General features: G+C 64.2%; 19 protein-coding genes. 6 read left to right on the top strand and 13 right to left on the bottom strand.

What is annotated here, in order from left to right; all coding sequences use genetic code 11:
* The first annotated feature begins 45 nt into the window (after positions 1-45).
* On the top strand, positions 46-552 hold the full coding sequence (locus tag BM279_RS08485) for a DUF1993 domain-containing protein (protein ID WP_093502791.1): 507 nt from the start codon (positions 46-48) through the stop codon (positions 550-552).
* Between the two features lie 147 nt (positions 553-699).
* On the opposite strand, the gene BM279_RS08480 is transcribed toward BM279_RS08485, so the two are convergent.
* The 3 genes from BM279_RS08480 to BM279_RS08470 form a co-directional block, all read right to left on the bottom strand.
* Positions 700-1,416: a GntR family transcriptional regulator gene (locus BM279_RS08480; protein ID WP_093502789.1), complete on the bottom strand. Its 717-nt coding sequence runs from the start codon at positions 1,414-1,416 to the stop codon at positions 700-702.
* Between the two features lie 160 nt (positions 1,417-1,576).
* Complete coding sequence (locus BM279_RS08475; RefSeq protein ID WP_093502787.1) at positions 1,577-1,942, bottom strand: hypothetical protein; 366 nt, start codon at positions 1,940-1,942, stop codon at positions 1,577-1,579.
* Positions 1,943-1,985: 43 nt separating this feature from the next.
* Positions 1,986-2,468, bottom strand: a complete 483-nt coding sequence (locus BM279_RS08470; RefSeq protein ID WP_093502785.1) for a VOC family protein — start codon at positions 2,466-2,468, stop codon at positions 1,986-1,988.
* A 493-nt stretch (positions 2,469-2,961) separates the two neighbouring features.
* On the opposite strand from BM279_RS08470, the gene codB reads away from it, so the two are divergent.
* The 3 genes from codB to codA are packed head-to-tail and all read left to right on the top strand — an operon-like array spanning position 2,962 to position 6,703.
* Positions 2,962-4,233, top strand: a complete 1,272-nt coding sequence (gene codB / locus BM279_RS08465; protein WP_093502783.1) for a cytosine permease — start codon at positions 2,962-2,964, stop codon at positions 4,231-4,233.
* Complete coding sequence (locus BM279_RS08460) at positions 4,230-5,471, top strand: PucR family transcriptional regulator (RefSeq protein ID WP_093502781.1); 1,242 nt, start codon at positions 4,230-4,232, stop codon at positions 5,469-5,471. Before codB ends, BM279_RS08460 begins: the two co-directional genes overlap by 4 nt.
* Positions 5,468-6,703, top strand: coding sequence for a cytosine deaminase (gene codA / locus BM279_RS08455; RefSeq protein ID WP_093502779.1), 1,236 nt, complete (start codon positions 5,468-5,470; stop codon positions 6,701-6,703). Before BM279_RS08460 ends, codA begins: the two co-directional genes overlap by 4 nt.
* Positions 6,704-6,867: 164 nt before the next feature.
* On the opposite strand, the gene BM279_RS08450 is transcribed toward codA, so the two are convergent.
* From BM279_RS08450 to BM279_RS08425, 7 genes are all read right to left on the bottom strand, one after another.
* On the bottom strand, positions 6,868-7,719 hold the full coding sequence (locus tag BM279_RS08450) for an efflux RND transporter periplasmic adaptor subunit (RefSeq protein WP_093502777.1): 852 nt from the start codon (positions 7,717-7,719) through the stop codon (positions 6,868-6,870).
* Positions 7,720-7,729: 10 nt separating this feature from the next.
* Positions 7,730-7,933 carry a DUF1656 domain-containing protein gene (locus BM279_RS08445; RefSeq protein WP_075932084.1) on the bottom strand — a complete coding sequence of 68 codons (204 nt, stop codon included), beginning with the start codon at positions 7,931-7,933 and terminating at the stop codon, positions 7,730-7,732.
* Complete coding sequence (locus BM279_RS08440) at positions 7,920-9,905, bottom strand: FUSC family protein (RefSeq protein WP_093502775.1); 1,986 nt, start codon at positions 9,903-9,905, stop codon at positions 7,920-7,922. The genes BM279_RS08445 and BM279_RS08440 overlap by 14 nt, the downstream gene beginning before the upstream one ends.
* Before the next feature lie 194 nt (positions 9,906-10,099).
* Positions 10,100-10,216: a cytochrome c oxidase subunit CcoM gene (gene ccoM / locus BM279_RS23655; protein WP_279626491.1), complete on the bottom strand. Its 117-nt coding sequence runs from the start codon at positions 10,214-10,216 to the stop codon at positions 10,100-10,102.
* Positions 10,217-10,566: 350 nt separating this feature from the next.
* Positions 10,567-10,728 carry a hypothetical protein gene (locus BM279_RS23355; RefSeq protein ID WP_093502773.1) on the bottom strand — a complete coding sequence of 54 codons (162 nt, stop codon included), beginning with the start codon at positions 10,726-10,728 and terminating at the stop codon, positions 10,567-10,569.
* A complete protein-coding gene (locus BM279_RS08430) occupies positions 10,725-11,348 on the bottom strand; it encodes an alpha-ketoglutarate-dependent dioxygenase AlkB family protein (protein ID WP_093503513.1) in 624 nt (207 codons plus the stop codon). The genes BM279_RS23355 and BM279_RS08430 overlap by 4 nt, the downstream gene beginning before the upstream one ends.
* A 5-nt stretch (positions 11,349-11,353) precedes the next feature.
* Entirely contained in the window at positions 11,354-11,650 is a 297-nt protein-coding gene (locus tag BM279_RS08425; protein ID WP_093502771.1) for an aspartate-semialdehyde dehydrogenase, read from the bottom strand.
* Between the two features lie 176 nt (positions 11,651-11,826).
* Here BM279_RS08425 and rapA point away from each other — a divergent pair, with 176 nt between their 5' ends.
* Entirely contained in the window at positions 11,827-14,670 is a 2,844-nt protein-coding gene (gene rapA / locus BM279_RS08420) for an RNA polymerase-associated protein RapA (RefSeq protein ID WP_093502769.1), read from the top strand.
* A gap of 100 nt (positions 14,671-14,770) precedes the next feature.
* On the opposite strand, the gene BM279_RS08415 is transcribed toward rapA, so the two are convergent.
* Positions 14,771-15,592: an aldo/keto reductase gene (locus BM279_RS08415; RefSeq protein ID WP_093503511.1), complete on the bottom strand. Its 822-nt coding sequence runs from the start codon at positions 15,590-15,592 to the stop codon at positions 14,771-14,773.
* 168 nt (positions 15,593-15,760) lie between these two features.
* On the opposite strand from BM279_RS08415, the gene BM279_RS08410 reads away from it, so the two are divergent.
* Positions 15,761-18,871, top strand: a complete 3,111-nt coding sequence (locus BM279_RS08410) for a transglycosylase domain-containing protein (RefSeq protein ID WP_093502767.1) — start codon at positions 15,761-15,763, stop codon at positions 18,869-18,871.
* A gap of 304 nt (positions 18,872-19,175) precedes the next feature.
* Here BM279_RS08410 and BM279_RS08405 read toward each other — a convergent pair whose 3' ends face one another.
* Both BM279_RS08405 and putP read right to left on the bottom strand, forming a co-directional pair.
* Positions 19,176-19,388 carry a VF530 family protein gene (locus BM279_RS08405; RefSeq protein WP_093502765.1) on the bottom strand — a complete coding sequence of 71 codons (213 nt, stop codon included), beginning with the start codon at positions 19,386-19,388 and terminating at the stop codon, positions 19,176-19,178.
* A 100-nt stretch (positions 19,389-19,488) separates the two neighbouring features.
* The gene (gene putP, locus BM279_RS08400; RefSeq protein WP_093502763.1) at positions 19,489-20,979 is read right to left on the bottom strand and encodes a sodium/proline symporter PutP; all 1,491 of its coding nucleotides are present in this window, start codon (positions 20,977-20,979) and stop codon (positions 19,489-19,491) included.
* Positions 20,980-21,151: the final 172 nt, after the last annotated feature.

Raw genomic sequence — 21,151 nt, 5'->3', positions numbered from 1 at the left:
ACCCATCCTACTGTTAAGCGCCCCCTGCCTTCCCCTGGAGCTTCCATGCCACTGTCCATGCATTCCATTACCATCCCGGTGTTCACCCGCCAGCTGACCAACCTGTCGACCCTCCTCGGCATCGCCGCAGCCAATGCCGAAGCCCGCAAGATCGAGCAGAGCGTGCTGCTCGGCTCGCGCCTGGCACCGGACATGTTCCCGCTCAGCCGCCAGGTGCAGATCGCCTGTGACACGGTGAAATCCGGCGTGGCCCTGCTGGCTGGCGTCGAAGTGCCGAGCCATGCCGATGACGAAACCAGCTTCGCCGAGCTGCAAGCACGTATCGCCAAGACCCTGGAGTTCGTGCAGGGCATCAGCGCCGCCCAGCTCGACGGCAGCGAAGACCGCACGGTGACGCTAAAGCGCCGCGACAAGGAAACCCACTTTCAGGGCTTGGCCTTCCTGCAGGATCACGTGCTGCCGAACCTGTACTTCCACATCACCACCACCTACGCCATCCTGCGCCACAACGGCGTGGAGCTGGGCAAGCGCGACTTCCTCGGCACTCGCTGAGATCGCGTTCGCGTCTTGCATCACGGGTAACGACGTCGGGCTGCCACGCGGCTCGGCGCGTAGGCTGGATCAGGGCGCGGCTAGCCGCCGGCAGATTTCTCAGGGCGGGCAACAATAGCCGCCCTGTCTTCTCTTATCTGCCAGCAGTCACTCGGGCTCGCCGGCCGCCTTGCGGCGACGCTTGCTGCTGAGCGAACGGGAGCTGCTGTCCATGTCCATCAGCAGGTTCATGCCGCGTTCCGCGTAGCTCAGCGCGGCCACCAAGGCCGCCTCGGCGGACTTCGCATCCTTGCGGCGCAGCGCTTCGAGAATCTCGCGAAGGTGGGCGTGGATCTTGACCACGAAGATCGGCGCCTCGAAAACCGCGTTCGAGGGAGGTGCGACATGCACCCAGGCATACTCGATGACTTCCAGCAGCGCGCTTGAGCCGCCGATGCGATACAGATCCATGAGCAGCGCGTTGAAGCGCTGGGCATAGCCGCTGGTGCGGCCCGCCTCTATCTCCTCCTGGATATGCTCTGCGCGCTCGATCAGGTTCTGCAGCTGTTCATCGGTAATGCGCTGCGCCGCGCGCTCGATGGCCAGGGTCTCCAGGCGCACGGTGATTTCATAGAACTCGGAGAAGCGCTGCTGGGAGATCTCGGGTACGCGTGCCGAACGGTTTTCCTCGACCGCCAGTGCGCCCTCCTCGCCGAGGCGTTTCAAGGCCAGGCGCACGGGCATGGCGCTGACGCCGAATTCTGCCGCCAGATCACGAATTTTCAGCCGGTACCCGGTGGGCCAGCGGCACTCCATCAGGTCCTTGCGGATGGCGTTGTAGATCTGCTCGGCAATTGTCTCTTTGGGGGCCGCGGGAGGCCGCATAGCTATTCCTTGTGATCGCCATTACTGAGAGTGGTGACGATATATCCTGTGCGGCTTCACAAATCCAGTCTGCGCGCCAATCAACTGCCTGCCGCCTGGCCCGGTGCGCCTGTCGGGACGCATATGGCCGCGCCACCTGGTGCGGCCATACAGCCGATTGCTAGTCGAAGCTCAGGTTACAACCCCAGGCTTCGATGACGCTGACCCACACTTCGACACCCAGACTGTCGCCGAACTGGGCATTCCAGCCACTGACGATCTGATCACAAAGCGCCTGAAATTCAGGGCGAAGTTCGACGTCACTGGTGGATACCTTGATCGCCACATCGGGCACCGCGGCAGCACGTACCGCAGAGGCGTTGAATGCCAATACCTTGCACTGATCGAGCTCGATGATGATGTCGTGCTCGGGCACCTTGAATACCGACCGGACGGCGTCCTGCAGCATCTCCATCAACTGGGCACAACACTCGGTCAGCTGTGCTTGCGCGGCTGCCGATTTGGGGAATATTTCGATATAGGCCATGGCGGTGATTCACTCCGGGTAGCGCGGCAAGGTTTGCGGGGCGTCAGGGCGCCTTTATTTCCATCAACTCGATGGGAAAGCCGATGGAAGGCTGCATGTCCATTTTCACTTCCCGCGAGTGTTCGGATGAAAGCGAGTCGGTCATGCGCCAGCCGAGTTTCGACAGTCGCTCCACTTCGGCATCCATATCCGGGGTGAGGAAGCCGATCTCGCTCAGGTGGCCAATGGGCGTGGCGCAGCCGGTGTCGTAGCCCAGCTGCTGCATCTCCAGGGGCTTCATGAGTTCGAGGTAGAACTCGTCGCTAACCCAGGCGCCACTGACCGCCGCCTCACCTTTGAATAGCGACCCGGTAACCCGGTTGAAGGCACCGATGCCGAACGACTCGGCCAGCAGCTTTTCCGTGCGGTCGATATCTTCGACGCGAACACAGACGTGATTCATGATCAGGCGTTTCTCGCGATGACATTTTTCCACCAGGCGCATCATGCAGCTGTCGAAATCGTCTTCAGTGCTCTGTCCTTCCATCGTGATTCCTCCAGCCAGCCCGTCGAGGTGCTGGCAAGACGTTGAATGAAGAAGCCTGCAGGGCCTGTCACCGCCAGCCCCTGCGCCGTTGCGGCGAGTGGCCAATCTAGGTCTGGCAGCTCAACGAGCCGCACCGACACGGAGCACAAAATATCACAAGAATATTTGATATCCATATCAAATTAATCACAAATGGCATTTTCGCTCTCATTGTCGACGTTCGTGGAGTGAAGAGAAGAACGCCGGTCGTCAGTTCGCCCAGACCAGCCAGGGTAGCTTTTATCGACCGCAAGGGCCTGGTGCATAACGGCCTATCAGCGCACCAAGACAGGTCATGAATAGTGACAACTTACAAATAAACGCCGGCTATTCGCTGAAAATCCGCAGCCTCTTGTGCACATCGCACAATGCGCGCTGTATGCGCCACCCAAAAGGTTCGGTTGGCACGTCGCCTGCTATAGCCATGGCTTCCCTCACCCTGTGGAGCCAGGCCATGACTCATCCCACCACCGACAGCGACTACCCTTTGAGCGAAGTGCCGGCCGGCGCCCGCAAGGGGCTGTTTTCCACGTCGATCATGCTGTTCTCCTTTACCTTCTTCACCGCCACCATGTTCGCTGGCGGCAAGATCGGCATGGCCTTCGACTTCACTACGCTGATCGGGGCTGCTGTGATCGGCAACCTGCTGCTCGGTGCCTATGCCGCGATCCTCGGCCTGATCGCCTGTCGCAGCGGCCTCAATTCGGTATTGATGGGCCGCTTCTGCTTTGGCGAGGCCGGCAGCAAACTCTCCGACGTGCTGCTCGGTTTCACCCAGATCGGCTGGTACGCCTGGGGCACCGCCACGGTAGCCATCGTGCTGGTGAAGATTCTCGGCTTGCCTGAGGGGCTGACCATTCCCCTGATGGTGCTGTTCGGCTTCGCCTTCTGCATCACCGCGTTCATCGGCTACAAGGGGCTGGACATCCTGTCGCGCATTTCCGTGCCGGCGATGCTCGCCCTGCTGGTCTGCTCGCTGTGGATCGCCACCGACGACATCGGCGGCCTGAGCGCGCTGATGGCCATCGAGCCGACCCAGAGCATGACCCTGAGCGTGGCCATCACCATGGTCTTCGGCACCTTCGTCAGCGGCGCGACGCAAGCCACCAACTGGACGCGCTTCGCCCGCACCGGACGCATCGCGGTGATCGCCAGCATGGTCGGCTTCTTCCTGGGCAACGGCCTGATGATCGTCGCCGGGGCTTACGGCGCCATCGTCTACCAGCAGCCGGACATCGTCGAAGTACTGGTGCTGCAGGGTCTGTCCATGGCCGCGGTGGTGATGCTGTTCCTGAACCTGTGGACGACCCAGGACAACACCATCTACAACTTCGCCGCCGCCGGCTGCAACCTGCTGCGCACCGGCCGGCGCAAGACGGTGACCGTGGTCGGCGCCGGCATCGGCACGCTGCTGGCCATCGGCGGCATGTACGAGATGCTGATTCCGTTCCTGATCCTGCTCGGCTCGATCATCCCACCGATCGGTGGTGTGATCATGGCCGACTATTTCTACGGCCATAAGAGCCGCTACCCGCTGCTCGCCGAGGCGCGCATCCCCGCCTTCAACTGGGTCGGCCTGGGCGCTTACGGCGTCGGTTCGCTGTGCGCCTACTTCTCGCCCTGGGTCGCGCCGCTGGTGGGCATCGCCGTCGCGGCAGTGGTGTACATCGTGCTGTTCGAAGCGAAGAAGATCCTCGCCGCCCGTGGCCAGGTCGCCCGCGCATGAGCCTGAGCGTCGCCGATGTACTGGCCCTGCCCGGCTTGCACGAGCTGCGCCTGCGCGCTGGCCAGGCAGCGCTGGGCAATCCGGTGCGCTGGCCCTACGTGGCCGAGAACGAGGACATCGCCGCCTGGGTAATGGGCGGCGAACTGGTGTTCGTCACCAGCATCAACCACCCGCGCGACGAAGCCAACCTGCTGCTCCTGGTGCGCCAGGCGGTCGAACGGGCCACCGCCGGGCTGGTGATTCTTACCGGCGCCGAATACATCCAGGCGATTCCCCTGGCGGTGATCGCCGAGGCCGACCGCCTGGGCCTGCCGCTGCTGGAGCAGCCCTACGGGCTGAAGATGGTTGTGGTCACCCAGGCCATCGGCACCGCACTGGTGCAGCAGCAGATGCTCGGTAGCTCGCGCCAGCACGTGCTGGAGCAACTGCTGGAAGGCGATTACCAGTCCCTCGACGTGCTGCTGCAACGTGCAGCCAGCCTCGACCTGCCGCTGGGCGTGCCGCGTCAGGTCGCCCTGCTGCGCCTGCAGAACAGCGAGCAGTTGTTCGACGGCGAGGCAGTGGCCAGCGGCGAACGCCTGCTGCGCGACAACCGCCAGTGCCTGCAGCAGCGCCTCGAGCAATGCCTGCAGCAGTTGGGCGCAGCCCTGCCACTGATCAGCCAGGGCGAGCACTGGATCGCCCTGCTGCCGTGCACCGGCAGCCAGGACGAGCAACGCAACCGCCAGGCATTGATGGACCTGCTCGGCGAGCTGGACGAACGCCTGCAACCGCAGCGCCTGTTTCTCGGCCTGAGCAGCGGCAATCATCACCCCGAGCATTTCGCCCGGGCGCTCGGCCAGGCCCGCCAGGCGCTGGTCGCCGCCCAGGCCTTTCCAGAACGCCTGGGGCTGTGCAGCTTCAACGAACTGGGAGTGATCGAGCTGCTCGCCGCGATCCGCGACCGCAGCCTGCTCGAGCGCTTCGTCGAGCGCACCCTGGGCCCGCTGATAGGCGATGATTCACGCCACGAACCGGTGCTGATGCCCACCCTGGAAGCCTGGTTCTTCGAGAACGCCAACCTGGCCCTGGCCGCGCAACGCCTGGGCGTACACCGCAACACCCTGAGCTACCGTGTACAACGTATCGAAGCGCTGACCGGCTGCTCGTTCGATGATCCTCACGACCGGCTGAACATCAGCATCGCCCTGCTGATTCGTCGCCTGTCGTCTCATAGCCTGCCAAGGAGTACCCCATGAACATCGTCAACGCCCGCCTGCGTGGCCGCGAAGGTCTTTTCCACATTGCACTGGATGGCTCGCAGATTGCCGCCATCAACGAACAGCCGGCAGTAGTCAGCGCTGCCGCAGGCGATCTCGACGCCGCCAGTAATCTGGTGGTCGCGCCCTTCGTCGAGCCGCACATTCACCTCGACGCGACGCTGACCGCCGGCGAGCCGGCCTGGAACATGAGCGGCACGCTGTTCGAGGGCATCGAGCGCTGGGCCGAGCGCAAGGCGCTGGTCACCCATGAGGACACCAAGACCCGCGCCAAGAAGACCATCGACATGCTGGTCGACCATGGCATCCAGCACGTGCGCACCCACGTCGACGTCACCGACCCGACCCTGGCCGCGCTCAAGGCGATGCTCGAAGTACGCGAGGAAACCCGTCACCTGATCGACCTGCAGATCGTCGCCTTTCCCCAGGAGGGCATCGAATCTTATGCCAACGGCCGCGCACTGATGGAGCAGGCGGTGGAACTGGGCGCCGACGTGGTCGGCGGCATTCCGCATTTCGAGAACACCCGCGACCAGGGCGTCAGCTCGATCAAGTTTCTGATGGACCTGGCCGAGCGCACCGGCTGCCTGGTGGACGTGCACTGCGACGAGACCGACGACCCGCAGTCGCGCTTTCTCGAGGTGCTGGCCGAAGAAGCCCGGGTGCGCGGCATGGGCGCACGGGTCACCGCCAGTCATACGGTGGCCATGGGCTCCTACGACAACGCCTACTGCTCCAAGCTGTTTCGCCTGCTGAAGATGTCGGGCATCAACTTCGTCTCCTGCCCCACCGAGAGCATCCACCTGCAGGGGCGCTTCGACAGCTACCCGAAACGCCGGGGCCTGACCCGCGTGGCGGAGATCGATCGCGCCGGCATGAACGTCTGCTTCGGCCAGGATTCCATCGTCGACCCCTGGTACCCGCTGGGCAACGGCAACATCCTGCGCATTCTCGAGGCCGGCCTGCACATCTGCCATATGCTCGGTTACGAAGACCTCAAACGCAGCCTCGACCTGATCACCGACAACAGTGCCCGCACCCTGCACCTGGGTGAGCGCTATGGCCTGGAAGTGAATCGCCCGGCCAACCTGCTGATTCTTTCGGCGCCCGACGATTACGAGATGATCCGCACCCAGGGCCATGCGCTGGTTTCGGTGCGCCATGGTGAAGTGCTGATGCGCCGCACCCCGGCGAGCGTGCAGCGCGGCTGATCAATCGCCGCCCCGTAGCCAGGGGTTGAGCGTAGCGATACTCAAGGAATGTCACGGGTGTCGCTACGCTCGACTTGGGCTACGAAATCGTGGGAGGGGCTTTAGACCCGATAAGCCCTTAAGAGCTCGGGGCTAAAGCCCCTCCTACAATGACCAAGCGCGCTCTATTCCACCCGTACGCTTGCAGTCATGCCGGCGCTCAGTTTGACGCTCTCCGGCACGTCATCGAGCTTGATGCGTACCGGAATGCGCTGGGCCAGGCGTACCCAGTTGAAGGTCGGCTCGACGTTGGCCAGCAATTGACCGTCCGGGCTGGCATTGCGGTCGGTGATGCCGCGGCTGATGCCTTCCACCTCGCCACGAATCTCCTGCTCACCGCCCATCAACCAGATTTCCACCGGCGCACCGACCTGGATGCGCGGCAACTTGGTTTCCTCGAAATACGCCTGCACGTAGAACGAGCCGGTATCGACCAGGGCCATCACCGCCTGCCCAGCGGTCACGTAGTTGCCCTGGGCCAGCCTCAGGTTGGTGACCTGGCCATCGCGCGGCGCGCGCACTTCGCTGCGCTCCAGGTTGAGCTGGGCGATACGCAGGTCTGCTTGGGCCTCGCGGAATTCGCTGCGGGCCATCTCGGCGTTGATCTGCGCGTTCTCACGCAGCTCGGCGCTGATCGCCTGGCTGCCCAGTTGCGCACGGCGCGAAGCTTCGTGCTCGCGCAGGCTGAGCTGCTGCTTGCGGATGTCCACCACGGCCTGGGCCTTTTCCACCGCGGCCTGGTAACGGTCACGGTCGATGGTCATCAACAGATCGCCAGCCTTGACCTGCTGGTTGTCGCGTACCTTGAGCTCGAGCACCCAGCCGGACACGTCCGGCGCGATGGTCACCACATCGGCGCGCACCCGGGCATCCCGGGTCCACGGCGAATACATGTAGTGCTGCCAGATCCACGAGCCGGCGAGAACCGCCACCGCCACCATGGCCAGGGTGATGCCGACGCGAATGGTCGAACGCATGCTTTTCTCCTCAAGTCGCCAGGACGGCAATCACCGCCGCCAGGACGCAAACGAACAGGGCGCAGTCGAACAAGGCCTCGTGCCAGATCCACTGCGCCAATCCCACGCGCTGCAGCCCCAGGCGGATCACGCCGGTGAGCAGCAGCGCCAAAACTGCATAGGCCGCCATCGGGCTCAATAGAACACCGCCCAGCGACCACTCATGTAAGCCCATTGGCTTCTCCTCTTAGCTGGCACCAGTGGCGCCAGCCGTTCTGCAACTGCAACAGCGCCGCTTCGGCGAGGCGCTTGTCGATGCTCGGCGTGCAGGCGCGCAGGGCTTGCTGCAACTCGGCCACCGGGGCGTTCAGGTCATCCTCGCGGCCCGGCGCCGGGCCGCGCTCCAGCGCATCGTCGAGGCGGTCCAGAAACCGTCGCTGCGAGCGCGCCAGGCCGGCATCGGCCTTGGCCAGACAGGCGCGCAGGTGCAGCAGCTCGTCACCCAGGTCCAGGCCGGCAACCCCTTCGTCCCAGCGGCTGCGCGCCTGATCCGGACGCGCCGGGTAGTGCCGCGCCAGCTGCAGCAAGCGGTCAGCCATGCGCCCACCAAACCAGTTTTCCGCGCGGCCCAGGTCACGGCGCGTCAGCCGGCCGAGGTCGACCAGCATGGCATGCACCAGACGCCGGCCATGCCACACCGGGTTGCGCAGCACGATCACGCGAAACGCCATGACCGCCACGGCCACGCCCATGAGCATGCCCGGCGCCTCGTTGAGGAAATATTCCACGTTGTAGCCGACGCTCGGCGGCGGTATGCAGAGCACGATGAAGTGCAGGCAGAAGGCCGTCGAGGTTGCGGCCACCGCCGGCTTGGCCATGCCCAGCACGCCAAAGAATAATGGCACGCCGAGCACCATGCAGAGCATCACGAAGCCGTCGATCTGCGGCATCAGGATCTGCCCGACAAAGAACGCCACCGGCAGCGCATAGAGGATGCCGCGCAAGAACATCATGCCGATCTGCGGCGCCGCCTCCAGCCGTGCGAACAGGCTACACACCACGCAGGCGAGCAGCATGGCGCCGGTGGCGTGGGTCCAGCCAGTGGCCAGCCAGAAGCTCGCCAGGGTCAGAAACGCCAGGGCGCTGCGTGAACCGAACACCAACGCGCTCTGCCAGTCGTAGTGCCAGGACAACGCCCGGGGCGCATCGGCCGGCGCCCGGCCCTGTTCGACCGCCAGCAGCGCGCGGCTGGCGTCCTCGATACGCATCAGCAGCACGGCCATGCGCTCCAGGCACAGTTGCTGGCCGCCATTGAGTTCATCGTCCGCGGCGGCCTGGCGCAGGCGCTCGATCAATTGGGTTCTGTCCTCGGCATCGTCCTGCAGGCGCTCGTCCACTTCCTGCAGCCAGGGCGCCACGGCCTCGGCCTCGCGGCTGCTCAATTGCCGCCACTGACGGGCCACACCACGCGCCAGACGCAGTACGCCCAGCAGGTCGCGACTGAGCACGCGCAAGGCGATGGCCCGCTGGCGACCACGCTCGCCCTCGAACCAGGCGTGCTCGCGCTGGGCGTCCACGGCGACGATCCGCGACAGGGCTTCGAGCAGCCCCTTGCGCGCCTCCTCCTCGCCGGTCAGCGCCTGGCGTGCGGCCTTGAGGCCAGTCTGCCAGGCATCGCGGGCCTGCTGCGCCAACTGGCGCTCGACCCGCTGCGGCCACAGCAACGCGCTGCTCAAGGTGGCGCAGACGATACCCAGGCAGATTTCCGTGGAGCGAGCGATGGCTTCGTCGAAGATCACCTGGGGCTTACCGATGGCCGGCAAACCGATGATCGCCACCGTGTAGCCAGCCAGCACGAAGGCGTAGGACCAGGCGCTGCGCAACATGGTCGAGGCCGCCGTACACAGGCCCAGCCACAGGGCGAAGGCCAGGACGAAGAGCAGCGGCATCTGCGCGAACAGCGCCATCATCACCACCGCCATGAAGGTGCCGACCAAGGTGCCGAGCAGGCGCGCCAGGCCCTTCTGCACCACCATGCCGGACAACGGCTGGGCAACGATAAAGGCGGTCATCAGCGCCCATTGCGGCTGCTCCAACCCCAGGCGCAGGGCGAGCCAGAGCGCCAGACCGCCGCCGAGCAGGGTCTTGATCGCGAACTGGATGGCTTGGGTGCTTGGCGCAACAAACGCCAGCAGGGAATCACGCACGGTGCTTACCTAAAAGGGTCTCAGCTCTGAACATAGCCGTAGCCAAAGGGTTCCGCCTCCGTGCAGGGTACGAATTATTAGCTAGCTAAGCATGTACTGTCCAGAGAGCGCCCACCCGCAAGCGAATTAAATGCAGACGAAAAAAAGGGCGACCGAAGTCGCCCCAATGCCTTGCGTGCTCGTGAATCCGGAAATCACTGCGGCTTTTTCTTGTTCGCATCCTTCCAGACGAAATAGGTGAACCCGGCGCCAAACAGAATCATCAGTCCAACGGTGCCGATACCGGCGAGAACCACCACATCTAAGAACATGCTGCCTCCTTGCACCTGCTGCTCGGGTATGGCGCTACGTTAACAGCCATACGCCGCCCGCCATTGACCCAGGTCAACGGCCAGGCACGGACGAGCATCAACGCCGGACAGCGACTGATCTTCATCAATTTGGACGGGCTTGGGCGGCGCGGACGGATACGCAGCGAAGCCGCACTGGCATCCGTTCGCGATCTTTCATGAGTGCGCAAACAGCAGAAATGGCAGGTTGAGCAAAGCGTTTGATATGTAGGAGTGGCTTTAGCCACGAGCCCCTGGCATCTCGAAATAGCTCGTGGCTAAAGCGGATCGCCGCGCGATCCTCTACAAGATCGCGACCGGATCGCAGGCTCTCAGCGTTTCTTCGGCTTGTTCTTGGACTTTTTCTTGCCCTTGGGCAGGGGCAGCGCCTGCTCGAAGGCGTTGCGCATCTCTTCGAGCTTCCTGTCGCGCAGGTCGTGGATGCGCTTGTCGCGCTCGGCGGCGAAGTCGATCAGTTTCACATCATTGCTCATAGCGGTGTCCGGATCAGACGAAACGTCAGGTTCAGTCGTGGGGCACAGGGCTTGCGCGTCTTGGCCACTTGGTGCTGCCAATGATGCTGCGTCTGGCCGCTCATGACCAGTAGCGAGCCATGGGCCAGTTGCAGCGAGTGCTCGATGCGCGTGTGGCCCTTGCGGCGCAAGTCGAAACGACGTTCGCCACCCAGGCTCAACGACGCCACCAGCGGCTCGGCGCCCAGTTCGCGCTCGTCGTCGCTGTGCCAGCCCATGGAGTCCTGACCATCGCGGTAGTAGTTGAGCAGCACGCCATTGAGCGGCTGGCCAAGGTTGTCGACCAGGCGCTGACGAATCTCGGCCAGCAGCGGCGTCCAGGGCAGCGGTTGATGGGTCATGCCGGAATAGCGGTAACGGGCATCGCTGTCACCATACCAGGCTACCAGGCGCGGCACCGGCAACTGACGGCCGAACAGCACCACTTCGGGTTGCTGCCAGGGTGTTTGCTCGACCAGGCGCTGCAGCCATTCACCGGCTGTGGCCTGGTCGAGCCAGTCGGGTTGATAAGTGAGTTCGGCATCGGGCAGTTGCAGCGCTGCCTGCTCGAACAGCCCGCCCTGGGCGGTGATTCCATCCACCGGCGTCAAACCTCGACGTCCACCCACAGGCCCTGGCGCGGCAACTGGTCGATGGCAGGCTCATCCGCCTCGTCGACTTCGCCCTCGGCCAGCTCGGCGGCGCTGTAGCCGCGTCGCTGCCGACGACGCTGCTCTTCACGCAGCCGCTCGGCCACCTCATCAGGGTGGCGCTTGTCCAGGCCGACCGAATCTTCCTGAGCCGTTTCAGCAGTGGGCGTCACCGGTGCGATCTCCGGGCGCGGCTTGACCACGTCCTGCTGGGCGGTAACCGGACTCAGGCTGTGAGGAATCGGCGGCAGCATGAAACACCTCTCTTTGCAGCCTTATCGGCCAAACGGCGGGCGACTTTATGGCTGCATGACTAGACTGTCTGACCGGACGCGCGTCGGTAAGTGCCAAATCGACCCTGATGCACCTTTGGTCAAGCCTGGCACTGCGGTAACATAGCCGGCTTTTTTGACAGGTGGAGACAGGCAGCATGGCGGAGTATCAACCGGGGCAACGCTGGATCAGCGACAGCGAAGCGGAACTGGGCTTGGGCACCATCCTCATGCAGGAAGGCCGCATGCTCACCGTGCTCTACCCCGCCACCGGCGAAACCCGTCAGTACGCGGCGCGCAATGCGCCGCTGACCCGGGTGCGCTTCTCGCCGGGCGACGAGATCACTCACTTCGAAGGCTGGAAACTGACCGTGCGCGAAGTCGACGACGTCGATGGCCTCTTGGTCTATCACGGCCTCGACACCAAGAACCAGGCCGTCACCCTGCCGGAAACCCAGCTGTCCAACTTCATCCAGTTCCGCCTCGCCAGCGACCGCCTGTTCGCCGGTCAGATCGACCCGCTGCCGTGGTTCGGGCTGCGCTACCGCACTCTGGAATTCACCAGCAAGCAGGTGCAATCCTCGCTGTGGGGCCTGGGCGGCGTACGTGCCCAGCCCATCGCCCACCAGCTGCACATCGCCCGCGAAGTGGCCGACCGCATAGCCCCGCGCGTGCTGCTGGCCGACGAAGTGGGCCTGGGCAAGACCATTGAAGCCGGCCTGGTGATTCACCGCCAGCTGCTTTCGGGTCGCGCCAATCGCGTGCTGATCTTGGTACCGGAAAACCTGCAGCACCAGTGGCTGGTAGAGATGCGCCGCCGCTTCAACCTGGAAGTTGCGCTGTTCGATGCGGAGCGCTTCATCGAGAGCGACGCCAGCAACCCGTTCGAAGACGCACAACTGGCGCTGGTCGCGCTGGAGTGGCTGTGCGAGGACGAAAAGGCCCAGGACGCACTGTTCGCCGCTGGCTGGGACCTGATGGTGGTCGACGAAGCCCACCACCTGGTCTGGCAGCCGGAAAAGGCTAGCCGCGAGTACAGCCTGGTCGAACAACTGGCCGAAGTGATTCCTGGCGTGCTGCTGCTCACCGCCACCCCCGAACAGCTCGGCCAGGACAGCCACTTCGCGCGCCTGCGCCTGCTCGACCCGAATCGCTTCCATGACCTAGAAGCCTTCCGCGCCGAGAGCGCCAGCTACAAGCCGGTGGCCGAGGCGGTGCAGGAGCTGCTCGACGAAGGCAAGCTCAGCGCCCAGGCCCGCGATGCCATCGGCAGCTTCCTGGGCGATGAAAGCCGCGAGCTGCTCGACGCTGCTGACGGTGGCGATGCCGACGCCCGCGCACGCCTGGTACGCGAGCTGCTCGACCGCCACGGCACCGGCCGCCTGCTGTTCCGTAACACCCGCGCCGCCGTACAAGGTTTCCCCGAGCGCGAACTGCACCCCTACCCGCTGCCGAACCCGGACGAATACATGGAGCTGCCGCTGGGCGAGCACGCCGAGCTGTACCCGGAAGTCAGCTATCAGGGCCAGGCCGACATCGAGGAAGATCAGCGCTGGTGGCGCTTCGACCCGCGCGTCGAGTGGCTGATCGACACCCTGAAGATGCTCAAGAAATTCAAGGTGCTGGTGATCTGCGCCCACGCCGAAACCGCCATGGACCTGGAAGACGCCCTGCGCGTGCGCTCCGGCATCCCGGCCACCGTCTTCCACGAGGGCATGAGCATCCTCGAACGTGACCGCGCCGCTGCCTACTTCGCCGATGAAGAATTTGGCGCCCAGGTGCTGATCTGTTCGGAAATCGGTTCCGAAGGCCGCAACTTCCAGTTCGCCCATCACCTGGTGCTGTTCGATCTGCCGGCCCACCCGGACCTGCTCGAACAGCGCATCGGTCGCCTCGACCGCATCGGCCAGAAGCACAAGATCCAGCTGCACGTGCCGTACATGGAAAACAGCCCGCAAGAGCGCCTGTTCCAGTGGTACCACCAAGCGCTGAACGCCTTCCTGGCCACCTGCCCGACCGGCAACGCCCTGCAGCACCAGTTCGGCAGCCGCCTGCTGCCGATGCTGGAAAACGCCGACGACGGCCAGTGGCAGACGCTGATCGACGAAGCCACCGCCGAGCGCAAGCGTCTGGAAGGCGATTTGCACGCCGGTCGCGACCGCCTGCTGGAACTCAACTCCGGCGGTGCCGGTGAAGGCGAGGCGCTGGTCGAAGCGATCCTCGAGCAGGACGATCAGTTCGCCCTGCCGATGTACATGGAGCAGCTGTTCGACGCCTTCGGCATCGACAGTGAAGACCATTCCGATAACGCCCTGATCCTGCGCCCGAGCGAGAAGATGCTCGATGCCAGCTTCCCGCTCGGCAACGACGAAGGCGTGACCATCACCTACGACCGCGATCTGGCACTGTCCCGCGAGGACATGCAGTTCCTCACCTGGGAGCATCCCATGGTGCAGGGCGGCATGGACCTGGTGCGCTCCGGCTCGATGGGCAACACCTCGGTGGCTCTGATCAAGAACAAGGCGCTCAAGCCCGGCACCGTGCTGCTCGAGTTGCTGTACGTCAGCGAGGTGGTAGCGCCACGCAAGCTGCAACTGGGCCGCTACCTACCGCCGGCCGCATTGCGCTGCCTGCTCGACGGCAACGGCAACGACCTGGCCGCCAAGGTGTCCTTCGACACCCTCAACGACCAGCTCGAAGCCGTGCCGCGCGCCAGCGCCAACAAGTTCGTGCAGGCCCAGCGTGATGCTCTAACGCCGAAGATCGCCGCCGGCGAAGCCAAGGTCTCGCCGCGCCATGTCGAGCGAGTCACCGAAGCCAAACGCCGCCTGGCCGCCGAGCTGGACGAAGAACTGGCCCGCCTGACCGCCCTGCAAGCGGTCAACCCGAGCGTGCGCGACAGCGAACTGGACGCCCTGCGCGAGCAGCGTGAGCAAGGCCTGGCCATGCTCGACAAGGCCGCCCTGCGCCTGGAAGCGATTCGGGTATTGGTTGCGGGTTAAGGCGAGCCGCCAGCCATTTATGGGTTTCATCCATCCTACAGACTGAACCAAGTCTCGTAGGATGGGTGAAACCCATCAAAATACCTCCCTGCAAACGCCCCTACACCATCTGCAACCGCTGCTTGCGCGTCGGTGCCGGGTAGGCGCTGTCGATCGCCTGCAGATCGGCGGCGCTGAGCTGCAGCTCGGCTGCTGCCGCGTTCTCGGCCAGGTGTCGGGGATCGCTGGCCTTGGGAATCACCAGCACGTTGGGTTGACGTAGCGCCCAGGCCAGGGCGACCTGGGCGGCGGTCACGCCATGCTGCTGCGCCACCTGCTGCAGCGCCGGATCGGCCAGCAGCGCACCGCCCTGCCCCAGCGGGCAGTAGGCCATCAACGGCATGCCCTGTTTCTGCTGCCAGGGCAGCAGGTCGAACTCCACGCCGCGCTCCTCGGGGTTATAGAGCACCTGATTGGTCGCACAGGCCGGCGCACCGAGCTCCTGCAGATCATCCAGATCGAAGTTGGAAACGCCCCAGCGGCCGATCTTGCCCTGTTCGCGCAGGCGCTCGAAAGCCTCGACCGTTTCTTCCAGCGCGTACTGGCCGCGCCAGTGCAGCAGATACAGGTCGATATGCTCGGTGCCCAGACGCCTCAAGCTTCGCTCGCAAGCCGCTGCCACGCCACTGCGGCTGGCGTTGTGCGGGTAGACCTTGCTGACCAGAAACACCTGGTCGCGCTTGCCGGAAATCGCCTCGCCGACGACCTCTTCGGCGCCGCCTTCACCATACATTTCGGCGGTGTCGATCAAGCGCAAACCGCGCTCGATGCCCTCGCGTAGCGCAGCGATTTCGCCTCTGCGCCGATCGCGATTTTCGCCCATGCGCCAGGTGCCCTGGCCTATCACCGGCACCTGAGCGCCGGCCAATTCGAGTGTGCGCATCATGCTTCCTCCTGTGATTGCATCCTGACCAGCCCATATAGCTCAGGTTCAGACCAACGATCCGACCCTAGGCATATGTAAAGACTGGATTTTTTTGACCGATCGGTCGGACAGCGCACGCCAGAGCGGCTACTCTGTCAGGAAAGGACAAGCCAGGGCCAGTTAACCATGGGCGCACTATGGCGATCCGACTCCGCACCGCCTGCTCGCGAACACAAGGTTGCGACCGCGGTGCCGCGTAAACCCAAGCCCCGCAAGCATCACGTGCGCTGGGTGGTTGGTTCGACGCTGCTGCTCGGGCTGATGGGTATCACGGGGCTGGCAGTCTTCGAGCTACGCACCGCCTACTTCCAGTCGACCGAGCTGAGCCGCTACGCCGCCACGCTTACCTATGAGGTGAAGGATGGCGCCAGCGACGCCATCATCTACCCCGGCAATGGCCCCTTCGATAAGCGTCAGGGCTACAGCCGCCTGCCGACCTTTATCGAGCGCCTGCAAAGCCGTGACTTCGAAGTGCTGCAACAAGCGCGCTTCTCCCCTGCCCTGGCCGACTACACCCAGCGCGGCTTCTTCCCGCCCTACGCCGAGAAGGCGCAGACCGGCGTGAACATCGAGGATTGCCGCGGCACGCCCTTCTATACCGTGCGCAACCCGCGCCAGCGCTACCCCAGCTTCGCCGACATTCCACCGTTGGTGGTCGGCAGCCTGCTGTTCGTCGAGGACCGTCAGCTGCTCGCCGCAGAACCGGCTGAAGCCAACCCGGCTGTGGACTGGCCGCGCTTCGTCAAGGCAGCTTTTTCCCAGGTCGGCAAGTACGCCGGCATGCAGGATCAGTCCGCCGGCGGCAGCACCCTGGCCACCCAGCTGGAGAAATACCGTCACTCGCCGGACGGCATCACCCATGCGCCCGTCGAGAAATTGCGGCAGATGGTCTCGGCCAGTGTACGCGCCTACCAGAGCGGCCCGCAGACCCTTGCTGCGCGGCAGAACATCCTGCGCGACTACCTCAACAGCGTGCCGCTCTCGGCTGCCCCCGGCCATGGTGAAGTGCACGGTTTGGCCGACGGCCTGCGCATCTGGTTCGGCGTGGATTTCGTCACCACCAATCGCCTGCTCGCCGCGGACCAAAGCGATGAGACAAACCTGGCCGAACGCGGCCTCGCGCTGCGCCAGGTGCTATCGCTGATGATCGCCCAGCGCCGCCCCTCCTACTACCTCGCCCAGGGCCGGGCAGAGCTGGCCGCCCTGGTGGACAGCCATCTGCGCCTGCTGACCGATGGTGGCGTGCTGGACGCCAAGCTACGCGACGCGGCCCTCGCCCAGCAGGTGACTTACCGCGACTGGCAGACCGATCCGAACCTGCAACGTATCGACAGCGACAAGGGCGTGAGCATGGCGCGGGCGCGACTGGCCGGGCTACTCAACCTGTCCTATTACGAACTCGACCACCTCGACCTGGACGCCCGCGCCAGCCTCAACTCCGACCTGCAGCAACAGGTCAGCCTGTATCTGGAGCAACTCGCCGACCCGGCGTTCGCCGAAAGCGTCGGCCTGTTCGGCGACCGACTGCTGTCGCCCAGTAAGACCGGCGACGTCAGCTACAGCTTCACCCTGTTCGAGCGCACCCCCAACGGCAACCAGGTGCGTGTACAGACCGACAACACCCATCAGCCGTTCGACATCAACGAGAGCAGCAAGTTGGAGCTGGGCTCCACCGCCAAACTGCGGGTAATGGCCACTTATCTGGAGGTGATCGCCGAACTGCATGGACGCCTGGCCGGCCTGAGCCCGGCGCAATTGCGCGGGCAGGATATCGCCGATCAGGATCTGCTCAGCCGCTGGGCCGTCGATTACCTGCTGCGCAACCCGGGCGCCGACCTGACCAGCATGCTCGACGCAGCCCTGGAGCGCCGCTACTCGGCCAGCCCGGCGGAGCGCTTCTTCACCGGCGGCGGCCTGCACACCTTCGGCAACTTCCGCCGCGAGGACGACGGCCGACTGCCCACCCTGCGCGAGTCGCTGCGCGAATCGATCAACCTGCCTTTCGTGCGCCTGATGCGCGACCTGGTGCGCTACAGCACCTATCAGGCGCCGGGCAACAGCGCCGCCCTGCTCAGGGACGACAAGGACCCACGGCGCCAGGAATACCTGAGCCGCTTCGCCGACCGCGAGGGCACCACCTTCATGCTGCGCTTCTGGCGCAAGTACCAGGGCCAGTCCGCTCAGGAGCGTCTGGACACCTTTATCGGCGGCCTGCGCCTGACCGATACACGGCTGGCCGCGGTGCACCGCTACCTGATGCCGGAAGTGGATCAGGCGACCTTTGCCAACTTCATCCGCGCCCATCTGCCCGGCGTGCGGATCAGCGACAAGCGCATCGACGAGCTTTACCGGCGCTACGGCCCAGGCGCCTTCAGCCTGCCTGATCAGGGCTATATTGCCCGCGTGCATCCGCTGGAGCTGTGGCTGCTGAAATACCTGATCGACCATCCGCAAGCGTCGTTCAACGACGCGGTGAGCGCCAGCGCCGAGCAGCGCCAGGAGGTCTATGGCTGGCTGTTCAAGAGCCGCCACAAGAGCGCCCGCGACAGCCGCATTCGTATCATGCTGGAGGTCGAGGCGTTTCTGGATATCCATCAGCGCTGGCAAAACCTGGGTTACCCGTTCGAGTACCTGGTGCCGTCGCTGGCCACCGCCCTGGGCAGCTCGGGTGATCGCCCTGCAGCCCTGGCCGAGCTGATTGGCATTATCCAAAATGACGGCATCCGCCTGCCCACCGTGCGCATCGACAGCCTGCATTTCGCCGGCAGCACGCCCTACGACACGCGCCTGGGGCACGTGCTCGAAGCGGGCAAGCGAGTGATGGCCCCGGAGGTCGCCGCAGCGCTGCGCGAAGCCCTGTCACAAGTAGTGGATGGCGGCACCGCGCGACGCTTGCAGGGCGCCTTCACCCTGGCCGACGGCAGCCCGCTGATCCTCGGCGGCAAGACCGGCACCGGCGACAACCGCATGACCAGCGTCGGCCGCGACGGCCAGGTGATCAGCTCGCGGGTGCAGAACCGCACCGCTACCTTCGTGTTCTTTCTCGGCCCCGATCACTTCGGCACCCTCACCGCCTTCGTACCGGGCCGCGCCGCAGAGAACTTTCGCTTCACCTCGGCGCTGCCGGTGCAGGTGCTCAAGGGCATGCAGCCGATTCTGGCGCCCTATCTGCAAACCGGGGCACGGACGCAATGTGCGCCGCCACCGCAGCAACAGACGACGCAATTGCTTCGCTAGAGGCTGCTGCGATTTAAGCTGACGCTACGTGGCGAAATCGGCCATTCGCATGATCCATAGGAGCGGCTTTAGCCGCGAGCTCTTCAAGCCCTAATAAAGCTCGGGGCTGAAGCCCCTCCTACGAAAGCGGCAGCAACTCTGCCCACTTGTACCTTATTTAAGATCGCTCCCACGCTCCTGCGTACTAGCCCAGCCAGGGTGCTCTGCGTCCGCTTGTGCAGGAACGTGACATTTGGAAGCGGACGCAGAGCATCCAGAGAGGCATCCCCACGCGGAGCGTGAGGAACGATCAGGGTAATGGCGCTTAGCGCTTGCGCTTCAGATAAAGTGCCTCAACCTTCTCCCGCGCCCAGGGCGTTTTGCGCAGAAAGGTCAGGCTCGACTTGATGCTTGGGTCGCTCTTGAAGCAGCGGATGTCGATGCGCTGGGCCAGGCCGTCCCAGCCCAGTTGCTCCACCAGCTCGGTAAGAATGGCCTGCAAAGTAATGCCGTGCAGCGGGTCTTTGGACGTGGTCATGGCGGGCTCCTGATGGCTGGGCGGCAAGCTTACCAGCAGGCACCAATGAAAAGGCCCGGACAATGTCCGGGCCTTCGATCAACAGGCTACGCAGGTACGATCAGAGATGCGCGTCCTGGTATTCCTTCTCGGCTTCGTCGAAGCGCTTGACCATCGCTGGCGAGGCCGGACTACCGATCTTGCTGAATACCACGATAGCCAGGGTGGCGAGGATGAAGCCCGGAATGATCTCGTACAGGCCCAGACCGATGAAGTTCTTCCACAGCACCACGGTGGCCGCACCGACCACCATGCCGGCCAACGCGCCGTTGCGGGTCATGCCTTTCCAGACCAGCGACAGGATCACCACCGGGCCGAAGGCCGCGCCGAAACCAGCCCAGGCGTAGGACACCAGGCCCAGCACCTTGCTGTCCGGGTTGGAGGCGATGGCGATGGCGACGATGGCGATCAGCAGCACCATCAGGCGGCCGACCCACACCAGTTCCTTCTCGCTGGCGCCCTTGCGCAGGAAGGCCTTGTAGAAGTCTTCGGTCAGGGCGCTGGAGCACACCAGCAGCTGGCAGCTCAGGGTGCTCATCACCGCGGCCAGAATGGCCGACAGCACGATACCGGCAACCCACGGGTTGAAGAGGATCTTGGTCAGTTCGATGAACACGCGCTCGCTGTTATCACTCACCGGGCCGGCCAGGGCCGGGTTGTTGGCGAAGTAGGCGATACCGAAGAAGCCCACGGCCACGGCGCCGCCCAGGCACAGGATCATCCAGATCATGCCGATGCGGCGTGCCGCCGGGATCGACTTGACCGAGTCGGCCGCCATGAAGCGCACCAGAATGTGCGGCTGGCCGAAATAGCCCAGGCCCCAGGCCAGCAGCGACACGATGGCGACGAAGGACAGACCGCGGAACATGTCGAAGTTGGCTGGGTTGGCCTGCTCGATGGTGGTCATCGCGGTATCGAAATCGCCAAGGGCAAGGATCACGAACACCGGGGTGATCAAGAGCGCGAAGATCATCATGGTGGCCTGCACGGTGTCGGTCCAGCTCACCGCCAGGAAGCCGCCGACGAACACATAGGCGATGGTCGCTGCAGCACCGACCCATAGAGCCACGTCGTAGCTCAGGCCGAAGGTGGATTCGAACAGGCGCGCACCGGCCACCACGCCCGAGGCGCAGTAAATGGTGAAGAACACCAGTATCACCAGCGCCGAGAAGATGCGCAGCAGCTTGCTGTTGTCTTCGAAGCGGTGGGTGAAGAAGTCCGGCAGGGTCAGCGCGTTGTTATTGTGCTCGGTGTGCACACGCAGGCGACCGGCAACGAACAGCCAGTTCAGCCAGGCGCCGAGGATCAGGCCGATGGCGATCCAGCTTTCCGAGATACCGGCGATGAAGATGGCGCCCGGCAGGCCCATCAGCAGCCATCCGCTCATGTCCGAGGCACCGGCGGACAGCGCCGTCACGAAACTGCCAAGGCTGCGACCACCGAGGATGTAGTCGGAGAAGTTCTTGGTCGCGCGGTAGGCAATGAAACCGATCAGCACCATGGCCAGGATATAGACCACGAAGGTGACCAGCATGGGAGTACTTGCAGTCATTGGGGAAAGCCCCTCTCGTTTGTTTTTATTAAAACCGGGTGACCCGGTCCAGTTGGCACATCACGACCATCAATCACGGCCGTGCTCCAGGTACGCCACTCTTGTGGCGGCGTTACCGATTCGGGGCATCAGCCCCCAATAGCAAAACGGGCAGAAATCTCATCGATTCCTA

Source organism: Phytopseudomonas straminea (genome assembly GCF_900112645.1).
Lineage (GTDB): Bacteria > Pseudomonadota > Gammaproteobacteria > Pseudomonadales > Pseudomonadaceae > Aquipseudomonas > Aquipseudomonas straminea.
Note: the sequence above shows the minus strand (reverse complement) of the source record. Positions and strands in the feature narration are given on the sequence as shown.

What these genes read in the sequence shown, in the direction of transcription:
- BM279_RS08480 (WP_093502789.1), bottom strand. Translation starts at nt 1,416, where the DNA reads ATGCGGCCTCCCGCGGCCCCCAAAGAGACAATTGCCGAGCAGATCTAC.
- BM279_RS08405 (WP_093502765.1), bottom strand. Translation starts at nt 19,388, where the DNA reads ATGACCACGTCCAAAGACCCGCTGCACGGCATTACTTTGCAGGCCATT.
- putP (WP_093502763.1), bottom strand. Translation starts at nt 20,979, where the DNA reads ATGACTGCAAGTACTCCCATGCTGGTCACCTTCGTGGTCTATATCCTG.
- BM279_RS08415 (WP_093503511.1), bottom strand. Translation starts at nt 15,592, where the DNA reads ATGCGCACACTCGAATTGGCCGGCGCTCAGGTGCCGGTGATAGGCCAG.
- BM279_RS08470 (WP_093502785.1), bottom strand. Translation starts at nt 2,468, where the DNA reads ATGGAAGGACAGAGCACTGAAGACGATTTCGACAGCTGCATGATGCGC.
- BM279_RS08425 (WP_093502771.1), bottom strand. Translation starts at nt 11,650, where the DNA reads ATGCTGCCGCCGATTCCTCACAGCCTGAGTCCGGTTACCGCCCAGCAG.
- BM279_RS08485 (WP_093502791.1), top strand. Translation starts at nt 46, where the DNA reads ATGCCACTGTCCATGCATTCCATTACCATCCCGGTGTTCACCCGCCAG.
- codB (WP_093502783.1), top strand. Translation starts at nt 2,962, where the DNA reads ATGACTCATCCCACCACCGACAGCGACTACCCTTTGAGCGAAGTGCCG.
- BM279_RS08445 (WP_075932084.1), bottom strand. Translation starts at nt 7,933, where the DNA reads ATGGGCTTACATGAGTGGTCGCTGGGCGGTGTTCTATTGAGCCCGATG.
- ccoM (WP_279626491.1), bottom strand. Translation starts at nt 10,216, where the DNA reads ATGTTCTTAGATGTGGTGGTTCTCGCCGGTATCGGCACCGTTGGACTG.
- BM279_RS08410 (WP_093502767.1), top strand. Translation starts at nt 15,761, where the DNA reads ATGGGCGCACTATGGCGATCCGACTCCGCACCGCCTGCTCGCGAACAC.
- BM279_RS08450 (WP_093502777.1), bottom strand. Translation starts at nt 7,719, where the DNA reads ATGCGTTCGACCATTCGCGTCGGCATCACCCTGGCCATGGTGGCGGTG.
- BM279_RS23355 (WP_093502773.1), bottom strand. Translation starts at nt 10,728, where the DNA reads ATGAGCAATGATGTGAAACTGATCGACTTCGCCGCCGAGCGCGACAAG.
- BM279_RS08475 (WP_093502787.1), bottom strand. Translation starts at nt 1,942, where the DNA reads ATGGCCTATATCGAAATATTCCCCAAATCGGCAGCCGCGCAAGCACAG.
- rapA (WP_093502769.1), top strand. Translation starts at nt 11,827, where the DNA reads ATGGCGGAGTATCAACCGGGGCAACGCTGGATCAGCGACAGCGAAGCG.
- BM279_RS08460 (WP_093502781.1), top strand. Translation starts at nt 4,230, where the DNA reads ATGAGCCTGAGCGTCGCCGATGTACTGGCCCTGCCCGGCTTGCACGAG.
- codA (WP_093502779.1), top strand. Translation starts at nt 5,468, where the DNA reads ATGAACATCGTCAACGCCCGCCTGCGTGGCCGCGAAGGTCTTTTCCAC.